A 9,554-nucleotide genomic window follows, 5' to 3' on the forward strand; every position below is an offset into this window, starting at 1 on the left:
GACGTTCGACGGCAATCGATTCCTGGAGCGCTACGAGGACCGCGTCTGCATGGTGGCCCTGCACCTGGCACGCGGCGACGAAAAGCTCGCCCTGCAGATGGTGGACGAGATCATCGAAGGCCGCTTCCAGCCGGCCACGCCCACGTTCCTGAACGCCGGCAAGAAGCAGCGCGGCGAGCTGGTCTCCTGCTTCCTGCTCCGCATCGAAGACAACATGGAATCGATCGGCCGGTCCATCAACTCGGCGCTGCAGCTGTCCAAGCGCGGCGGCGGTGTGGCGTTCGCGCTGACCAACATCCGCGAAGTGGGCGCCCCGATCAAGCAGATCGAGAACCAGTCCTCCGGCGTCATCCCCGTGATGAAGCTCCTCGAGGACAGCTTCTCCTACGCCAACCAGCTCGGTGCCCGCCAGGGTGCCGGTGCGGTGTACCTGCACGCGCACCACCCGGACATCTACCGCTTCCTGGACACCAAGCGCGAGAACGCGGATGAGAAGATCCGCATCAAGACCCTCTCGCTGGGCGTTGTCATCCCGGACATCACGTTCGAGCTGGCCAAGAAGGACGAGGACATGTACCTGTTCTCCCCGTACGACGTCGAGCGCGTCTACGGCATGCCGTTCTCCGACGTCTCGGTCACCGAGAAGTACTACGAGATGGTGGACGATTCCCGGATCAAGAAGACCAAGATCAAGGCGCGCGAGTTCTTCCAGACCCTCGCCGAGATCCAGTTCGAATCCGGCTACCCGTACATCATGTTCGAGGACACCGTAAACCGGGAAAACCCGATCGACGGCAAGATCATCATGTCCAACCTGTGCTCGGAGATCCTCCAGGTTTCGCAGCCCACGACGTACCACGATGACCTGTCCTACGACCAGACCGGCAAGGACATCTCCTGCAACCTGGGTTCGCTGAACATCGCCAAGGCCATGGACAGCCCGGACTTCGGCCTGACCATCGAGACGGCCATCCGGTCCCTCTCGGCGGTCTCGGACATGTCCAACATCACCTCGGTGCCGTCCATCGCCCGCGGCAACGACCAGTCCCACGCCATCGGCCTGGGACAGATGAACCTGCACGGCTATTTGGCCCGCGAGCGGGTCCACTACGGTTCCGAAGAGGGCCTGGACTTCACCAACATCTACTTCTATTCGGTGGTGTACCACGCGGTCCGCGCCTCCAACCTGCTGTCCATCGAGACCGGACAGACCTTCGGCGGCTTTGAGAAGTCCAAGTACGCCTCGGGCGAGTTCTTCGACAAGTACACGGAGCAGGAGTGGGTGCCGCAGACCGAGAAGGTTGCGGAGCTGTTCAAGAACATCCACATCCCCACCCAGGATGACTGGCGCGAGCTGAAGGCCTCCGTTATGGAGCACGGCATCTACAACCAGAACCTGCAGGCCGTCCCGCCGACGGGCTCGATCTCCTACATCAACAACTCCACCTCCTCGATCCACCCGGTGGCGTCCAAGATCGAGATCCGCAAGGAAGGCAAGCTGGGCCGCGTGTACTACCCGGCGCCGTACCTGACGAACGACAACCTGGAGTACTACCAGGACGCGTACGAGCTCGGCTATGAGAAGGTCATCGACACCTACGCCGCAGCCACCCAGCACGTGGACCAGGGCCTGTCCCTGACGCTGTTCTTCAAGGACACCGCCACCACGCGCGACATCAACCGGGCCCAGATCTACGCCTGGAAGAAGGGCATCAAGACCATCTACTACATCCGTCTCCGCCAGCTCGCGCTGGAGGGAACCGAGGTGGACAACTGCGTCAGCTGCATGCTTTAATCTTCAACTAAATCTGGACAGTACGACGGCGGGCGCCCGCCCGCCGTCGTACGCTTAACTTCAAAGAACAACCCAACTTTTAGGGGATGACATGACCGAGAAGGTCAAGCTGCTTAGCCACGTCGAAGCGATCAACTGGAACCGCATCCAGGACGATAAGGACGTAGACGTCTGGAACCGCCTGGTCAACAACTTCTGGCTGCCCGAGAAGATCCCGCTCTCCAACGACGTCCAGTCGTGGGCCACGCTGACTCCGGATGAGCAGCAGCTCACTATGCGCGTGTTCACGGGCCTGACTCTGCTGGACACCATCCAGGGCACCGTCGGCGCTGTGTCTTTGATTCCGGACGCGATCACCCCGCACGAGGAAGCCGTCTACACGAACATTGCGTTCATGGAGTCCGTGCACGCCAAGAGCTACTCCTCGATCTTCTCCACGCTGGCCTCCACCAAGGAGATCGACGAGGCATTCCGCTGGTCCACTGAGAACGTGAACCTTCAGAAGAAGGCCCAGATCGTCATGGACTATTACCAGGGCGACGATCCGCTGAAGCGCAAGGTGGCCTCCACGCTGCTGGAGTCCTTCCTGTTCTACTCGGGCTTCTACCTGCCGATGTACTGGTCCTCACGGGCCAAGCTGACGAACACGGCTGACCTGATCCGCCTGATCATCCGCGACGAAGCCGTCCACGGCTACTACATCGGCTACAAGTTCCAGAAGGGCCTGGAAGGTCTCTCCGAGGAGCGCAAGCAGGAGATCAAGGACTACACGTTCGAGTTGCTCTTCGAGCTCTACGAGAACGAAGTCCAGTACACGCACGACCTCTACGACTCCGTTGGCCTCGCCGAGGACGTCAAGAAGTTCCTGCACTACAACGCCAACAAGGCACTGATGAACCTGGGCTACGAGGCCATGTTCCCGGCTTCCGTCACCGACGTGAACCCGGCCATCCTCTCGGCACTGTCACCGAACGCCGACGAGAACCACGACTTCTTCTCCGGGTCGGGTTCTTCGTATGTCATCGGCAAGGCCGTCAATACCGAGGATGATGACTGGGACTTCTAGTTCCTCCTCCTTTGTTCGTACCCAACAAACCTGCAACAGCCCCGCACACATACTTGTGCGGGGCTGTTGCCTTTAAGTTGGACTTTTGTTCCCGACTGTCACATTGGAGGCGAGATGGTGCCGCGACGAAGACTCCCTATCAGGCGGCGCACTGGGTGATGTTCAGGCTGTCTACGGTGACTGTGCCGCCGAGGGCGTAGATGGCGACGTCAGTGCTGGTGGGTGCCGGGAAGATCAGTTCCGTAATGGTGAGTTGGCCTTCCTGGGCGAAGACTTCAAGGGAGCAGCGGTCCACGAAGATCGTGAGCCGGTAGGAACCGTCGATCGCGCTGATGGGGGCTGTGTCGATGGATGGGAAGGATTCATGGAAGCTGGTGTTCCCTGATGTCCGGCGGTCGACATGGAGGGTACCGTGTGCCGGCCGGATACCGACGCGGGTTCCGTGGGCGCCGTTCCCACGGACGATGATCCCGAATTCTTCGACGGTCCAGGGGATGAAGGTGACCTCGATGCGTTGGACGCTGCCTGATGCCCCGTCGAGCACGCGTGTGCAGTCGGAGAATTCCATCCGTTCAAGGCTGAATGACGGTCCGGCACTGGACACTGCGGCGAAATCTCCGGCGGCCTCTTGGAACAGCCGCGCTTTTCCGTCAACAGTTCGGAGGGATACTTCGCGGACCAGGGACATGGGGCTGCGCCAGGGCGAGGTGGGGATCTGGTTGGCGTATTCCCAGTTGTTCATCCAGGCGATCATGAGGCGGCGGTTGTCGGGGGCGTCGCTGAAGGAGACTGCGGCGTAGTAGTCACGGCCCCAGTCCAGCCACTGGTACTCGCCCAGCCGATCCGGGTCCTGGAGGCCTTCGGTCACGGTGGTGGCCGAGGTGAACGTGGTCCCGTCGAAGTCGCCGATGAAGTACTGCCCGGCAGAGCCGTTGTTCGGGCCACCGGGGTTGAGGTTTACGGTGAGGACCCACTGAAGGTTCTCCGGGTCGCCGTCGACGGGGAGGGGGAAGAGGTCGGGGCATTCCCAGACGCCTCCGGTGGCGTTGGCCGGGCCGAAGGTACTGAGCAGCTCCCAGTTTTTGAGGTCGTGGGACTTGTACAGCACCACCTGGAAGTCCGTGGCTTCCACGGCGACCATGACCCAGTAGCTGCCGGCACCGCCGTCGTACTTTATGACCTTGGGGTCCCGGAACTCGGCGGATCCGCGGTTCAGGACGGGGTTGGCGGTGTGTTTGGTCCAGGTGTAGCCGCCGTCGCGGCTGTAGGCGAGGGACTGGGCCTGGAGCCCGGCGTGTGCGGAGCCGGGTTTGAAGGCGCTGGTGTAGACGGCGACCAGGGGCGGAGCCGAGTCGGTACCGAAACCGCTGGTGTTGTCGCGGTCGAAGACGATGCTGCCGGAGAAGATGTCTTCGTCGTCGTCGCAGGCGATGGCGATGGGGTGTTCGGTCCAGGTGGTCAGGTCTGTGGAGGTGGCGTGTCCCCAGGACATGTTCCCCCACACGTTACCCAGCGGGTTGCTCTGGTAGTAGAGGTGGTAGACGCCTTCATGATGAATCAGGCCGTTGGGGTCATTGAGCCAGGTGTTCCGGGCTGAGTAATGCAAGGCCGGGCGGAAAGTGTCGGCTGTCGTGGCGGTCGCGGCAGTCATGAAGGTCATTCTCATTTCGTTGCAGGTTGGGACTCTTGCAAAATTGGGCCAAGAACCAGCAAGTGGATCTGGTGGCGGGTGGGCCGATGCGGAAGCACCGGCCCACCCGTGCTTTGGAAGCTAGGAGTTCTTTTTGTAGCGGTCGTAGGCCTGCTGGTAGACCTCGATCATTTTGTCGACGCCGACGTTCTTGAGTTGGGAGACGTAGCCGTCCCATTCCTGCTCGATGCCGCCGGAGACGATCCACTTGGCGACGTTCTGCTTGACCAGTGAGGTGGTGTCGGTCTGGATGGTGCTGATCTGCTGCAGTTCTTCGTTGGAGAGGGCGACCGGTGGGTAGCCGTCGTTGCCGGCGAAGGGCTTGTAGAGTTCGTTGACGGTTTTCTGGCGTTCGGCGGCGCGTGGTTCGGGAGCGACGACGGTGGTGAAGTTATCGGCGGTGTTGGCCTTCGGGCCGCCCGGGGCGACTTTCTGCCGGCGTTCGCCTTCGCTCGTCCCGGCCTGGGCTGGGATCTGGGTCAGGAGTCCGCTGGCGTCCTTTTGGAGGGTTTCACCGATGGGCCCCCAGTTGGCCTGGGCGGACTGGATGGGGTCGTAGAGGTTGTCTGCCCAGCGCATGGTCGCGGCCGGGTATTTGTTGGTCCGGGTGATGGCGAAGGCGCCGCGGGCGATTTCCTGGTTGTTGGACTGGCTGGCGATCCGTTTGCCGTCCACGCCTTCGAGCACCGGGACCAGGGTGTAGTTGTTGGCACGGTCCGCGCCGACCATTTCGGGGACTTCCCACCAGACGAAGGAGCCAAGGTTTTCGGTGGCCGCCTTGCCCTTGGCCAGGTACGCCTTGTCATCCTGGGAGAAGGACTCGGGATCGATCAGGCCTTCCTGGTACCACTCATGCAGGGTCTGAATGGCTTTTTTGTAGCCGTCCTGGGTGGGGGTGAAGATGACTTTGTCGTCCTGGACGATGCGGTGGTCCATGTTGTCCGGCACTCCGCCGAGGGCGGCGATCAGATCAACGATGTCCCCGCACCAGGATCCGGGCATGAAGCTCAGCGGGATGGTCTTGCCGGTCCCGGACGCATCCTGGGTCTTGAAGGCCAGCAGCGCATCGTGGAACTCATCGATGGTCTTCGGCATCGGGATGTTCAGTTTTTTCAGCCACGACGTGTTGATGGCGAGTTCGTTGGGGAACTGGACCAGGCCGAGTTCCTCGATCGATGGCAGGGAGTAGATGTGCCCGTCCGAGGAAGTGATGGCGGCCTTGATGTCTTGCCGGTCAGAGAGCAGCTTGGCGAGGTTGGGTGCGTTCTTCTCGATGAGCCCTTCGAGCGGGATGAGGGTGCCACTGGCGGAGTAGGTGGCGATCTCGGCGTCGGTCAGTCCGGTGTTGAAGAAAGCATCGGGCAGGTCACCGCTGGCCAGGATGAGGTTCTTCTTTTCCTGGAAGACCGTTTCGGGCAGGTTTTCCCAGTTGATGTGGATGTTGGTGGCTTTTTCCCATTCCTTGACCACGGTCATGGTGTTGTAGTCCGGGGCCAGGGCGGCCTTGGTGCCGGAGAAGGTCAGGTCGAGTTGCTTGCTGACGATGGGGAAGCCTGTTTCCTGGAAGCCGAAGTCCGCGGAGGCGTCTTTGATCTCCGTGGTGCCTGAGCCGCCGCCGGAGCAGGCGGTGAACATCAATGTTCCGGCCAGGACGGCGCCGAGGGCGGCGTATTTACGGCTGAGTGACATGGTCATTCCTATTCTGAGGTGGGTTCTTGCGGTGGGTGTGCTGCCGTCCGACGGCGGTTGCCCGGGCGGTTGATGCGGTGAGGAGCTATTTGACGGCGCCGATCATGGCGCCCTTGGTGAAGTGCTTCTGCATGAATGGCAGGGCAATCATGAGTGGCAGGCTCGAGACGACGATCATGGCGTACTTGGTGAGCTCTGCGATCCGTTGCGCGGCGGCATAGGATTCGATGTCCCCGCCGGTGGTTCCGGTGGAGGAGACGTCTGACTGGATCAGGATGTTGCGCAGGACGAGCTGCAACGGGTACTTGGAGTCGTCGTTGAGGAAGATCAGTGCGTCAAAGAACGAGTTCCATTGCGCCACGACGTGGACCATGATCATCAGCATGATCAGTGGCTTCGACAGTGGGAGCACCATCTGGAAGAAGAATTTGAAGTCCGTTGCCCCGTCCATCTGGGCGGCTTCGCGCAGTTCGTTCGGAATGGTGTGCTCGAAGAAGGACCTGGCGATGATCAGGTTCCATACGCCCACCGCTCCCGGCAGAACCACTGCCCAGACGGTGTCCAGCATGCCCAGGTCGCGGACCACCAGGTACTTGGTGATGAGTCCGCCGTCAAAGAACATGGTGATCACGAAAAGGAGCATCAGGATCTTCCGGCCAGGCATGTCCTTGCGGGACAGTGCGTAGGCGCCGCACAGGATGGTGCTGACGCTGACGGCGGTGCCGAGCACGGTATAGATGACCGTGTTGCCCAGACCGTTCCAGATCCGGCTGTCGGCAAAGATCCGCTCGTACCCCTCCGTGGTAACACCGGAGGGAAGCAGCCAGACCTTGCCTTCGTAGACGGCGTTCGGGTCGCTGATGGAGGCGATGACGATGAAGTACAGCGGGTACACCACGGCCAGGATGGACAGCAGCAGGACGGCGGTGGCGCCAATGTTGAAGGCACGGTCGCCGTATTTGTCGCGCAGGGTCCGCTTGGGACGGAACTGGCTGAGGGGCCGGCTCCGGTTCTCGGTAGTGCGGGGGTTGGTTGTCAGAGACATTTCGGCATCACCACAGGGTCGCTTGGTTGGCCCGGCGCGCAATCGTGTTGAAGACGAGCAGCAGCGCCAGGTTGAGGAGGGAATTGAACAGGCCAATAGCGGCCGAATAACTGAACTGCGCCTGCTGCAGACCCGCGTGGTAGACGTAGGTCTGGATGATCTCCGAGGTCGAAATATTCAGCGGCGTCTGCATCAGCAGTGCCTTCTCGAAGCCGACGTTGAGCAGGTTGCCGATGGCCAGGATGAACAGGATCGTCACCACCGGCATGATGCCCGGGAGGTCAATGTGACGGATGCGCTGGAGCTTGGAAGCGCCGTCCACCTTGGCAGCGTCATGCAGTGCCGGGTCGATCGCCGCCAGTGCCGCGAGGTACACGATCATCGAGAATCCGGCGTTCTGCCAGACATCCGAGATGACATAGATGGGGCGGAACCACTCCGCCGAACCCATAAAGAAGATCGGCTCCCCGCCGCCCAGCTGGATGGCGTTGTTCACCAGCCCCGACCTCGGGGACAGAACCACGAACATGATGCCAACCACCACCACGGTGGAGATGAACGCGGGCGAATACAGCACGGTCTGGGTGAACTTCTTGAACCTCTCGCTCTGGAGCTGGTTGACCAGCAAAGCCAGGATGATTGGAATCGGGAAGGCCACCAACAGTCCAAGGACGGCAATCCACAAGGTGTTACCGACCACCTGGCCGAACTGGTAGGAGTTCACGAACCTGATGAAGTGCGTCAGACCCACCCAGGGGCTGTCCGTGAACCCGTCCACCGGGTTGTAGTTCTTGAACGCGATCTGCACGCCGTACATCGGCCAGTACTTGAAGACCAGAATGTAGACAATCGCCGGGGCTAGTAATACGTATAACTGCCAGGCACGGGAAATCCTCTTCATGCGGAGCGAAAGAGAAATTTTTCGCTGCGGCACCGGCGCCGCAGCAGGACGGCCGCGTCGGGCCGGAATGGTGCGGCTCATGGCATCTCCTTAGGATGGGTCACGGAATTTCGTTCAATCAGAGGGCAGTCCATCAGCTCGACCCGGCCATCGGGTTCCGCGTCCTGGAGGATCAGCTCAACCGCGCGCCGGCCCATGGCGACGAACGGCAATTCAAAAGTGGTCAATCCCGGGCGAAGAAACGGCGCCAGAGTCGCCTGATTATCAAACCCCACGATCGAGACGTCCCCGGGGATGGAGAGGTGCAGGTCCGAGACGGCCTGGTAGGCACCCCAGGCGCCGCGGTCGTTCGCGCAGAAGATCGCGGTGGGCGGGTTGCTGGTGGTCATGAGCTCCATCGTGTACTTGTAGCCATGCTCCTCACCGCCTTGCCCGAAGCGGACCAGCGACGGATCAACGGCCAGCCCCGCTTCCTCAAGTGCCGCGCAGTAGCCCTCATAGCGGCCGACGGCGGCGGGAAGGCCGCTTTCAAGGGTTTCGATATTGATCATCCCCACCCGGGTGTGGCCCGCCTCGAGGAGTCGGCTCGTGGCCGCGTACCCGCCTTTGACCTCGTCCGGGGCGACGCTCGGGACGAGACCCGCCCGGTCCTGCGAATTCAGCACCACGGACCTGACGCCCGACAGGGCCTCAGGAACTTCCAGCCGCCGGTGATACATGGCGGCATAGACCACGCCGGCGACCTTATAAGAGAGCATGGTGTCCAAAGATGCGGCCTCGAGCTGCTTATCACCGCCGGTGTTTACCGAGAGCAGGAGGAGTCCGTCTTCCCAGGCCCGCTGCTGTGCGCCTTCGATGATGGCGCCTGCAAAAGGAGTGGTGGCCACGGAATCGCCAATGAACCCGATCATGCCGGCCACGCCCTCGCGAAGGACTTTGGCGTGGGCGTTGGTACGGTAGCCGAGCCGTTTCACGGCGTCCCGAACACGCTTGCGCGTATCCTCGGAGAAACGCGACCCGGAGGCTGAATTCAGCACCAGCGACACGGTGGCCTGTGAAACGCCGGCAGCAGCAGCGACGTCGTGCATTGTCGGTCCTGACTTTGGCCGTGATCCAGCCATGATGGGCACCTCCTCGGGCCAGTTGCTTTCGTGAGTTATTCGTATAACTTCGTAAACTGTATCGTGCATCACATCAGCGGTCAACAGGGCGAGTCGAACCACATAAATCCTCCGTTTAGACCCGCTAGGTGTATTGACCACGGACGTTAGGAACGCTCGGCGTGGATAGGTGACAAGAAGAAGACCTCCGAGTGGAGTGGGGCTTGTCTAAGAGTCCGATCCACAAGGAGGTCTTCAATGTCCCATG

Annotated in this window: 7 protein-coding genes; 2 read left to right on the forward strand and 5 right to left on the reverse strand. The window is 61.2% G+C overall.

Going from position 1 to position 9,554, the window contains the following annotated elements; translation table 11 throughout:
- Together nrdE and nrdF are read left to right on the forward strand one after the other, a co-directional pair.
- Positions 1 to 1,795: class 1b ribonucleoside-diphosphate reductase subunit alpha (nrdE, locus tag V6M49_RS06310; RefSeq protein WP_332760578.1), on the forward strand; the 1,795-nt coding region annotated here is incomplete at its 5' end.
- A 91-nt stretch (positions 1,796 to 1,886) separates the two neighbouring features.
- Complete coding sequence (gene nrdF / locus V6M49_RS06315) at positions 1,887 to 2,861, forward strand: class 1b ribonucleoside-diphosphate reductase subunit beta (RefSeq protein ID WP_024368367.1); 975 nt, start codon at positions 1,887 to 1,889, stop codon at positions 2,859 to 2,861.
- A 139-nt stretch (positions 2,862 to 3,000) separates the two neighbouring features.
- Here nrdF and V6M49_RS06320 read toward each other — a convergent pair whose 3' ends face one another.
- The 5 genes from V6M49_RS06320 to V6M49_RS06340 all read right to left on the reverse strand — a co-directional run bounded on the left by V6M49_RS06320 (position 3,001) and on the right by V6M49_RS06340 (position 9,274).
- The gene (locus V6M49_RS06320; RefSeq protein ID WP_332760579.1) at positions 3,001 to 4,512 is read right to left on the reverse strand and encodes a glycoside hydrolase family 32 protein; all 1,512 of its coding nucleotides are present in this window, start codon (positions 4,510 to 4,512) and stop codon (positions 3,001 to 3,003) included.
- Between the two features lie 120 nt (positions 4,513 to 4,632).
- On the reverse strand, positions 4,633 to 6,240 hold the full coding sequence (locus V6M49_RS06325) for an ABC transporter substrate-binding protein (protein WP_104060885.1): 1,608 nt from the start codon (positions 6,238 to 6,240) through the stop codon (positions 4,633 to 4,635).
- A gap of 85 nt (positions 6,241 to 6,325) precedes the next feature.
- Complete coding sequence (locus tag V6M49_RS06330) at positions 6,326 to 7,285, reverse strand: carbohydrate ABC transporter permease (RefSeq protein ID WP_141140792.1); 960 nt, start codon at positions 7,283 to 7,285, stop codon at positions 6,326 to 6,328.
- Between the two features lie 7 nt (positions 7,286 to 7,292).
- A complete protein-coding gene (locus V6M49_RS06335; protein WP_332760580.1) occupies positions 7,293 to 8,267 on the reverse strand; it encodes an ABC transporter permease in 975 nt (324 codons plus the stop codon).
- The gene (locus V6M49_RS06340) at positions 8,264 to 9,274 is read right to left on the reverse strand and encodes a LacI family DNA-binding transcriptional regulator (RefSeq protein ID WP_141140790.1); all 1,011 of its coding nucleotides are present in this window, start codon (positions 9,272 to 9,274) and stop codon (positions 8,264 to 8,266) included. The genes V6M49_RS06335 and V6M49_RS06340 overlap by 4 nt, the downstream gene beginning before the upstream one ends.
- Positions 9,275 to 9,554: the final 280 nt, after the last annotated feature.

Source organism: Pseudarthrobacter sp., assembly GCF_036675385.1.
In the GTDB taxonomy this organism is placed as follows: Bacteria; Actinomycetota; Actinomycetes; order Actinomycetales; family Micrococcaceae; genus Arthrobacter.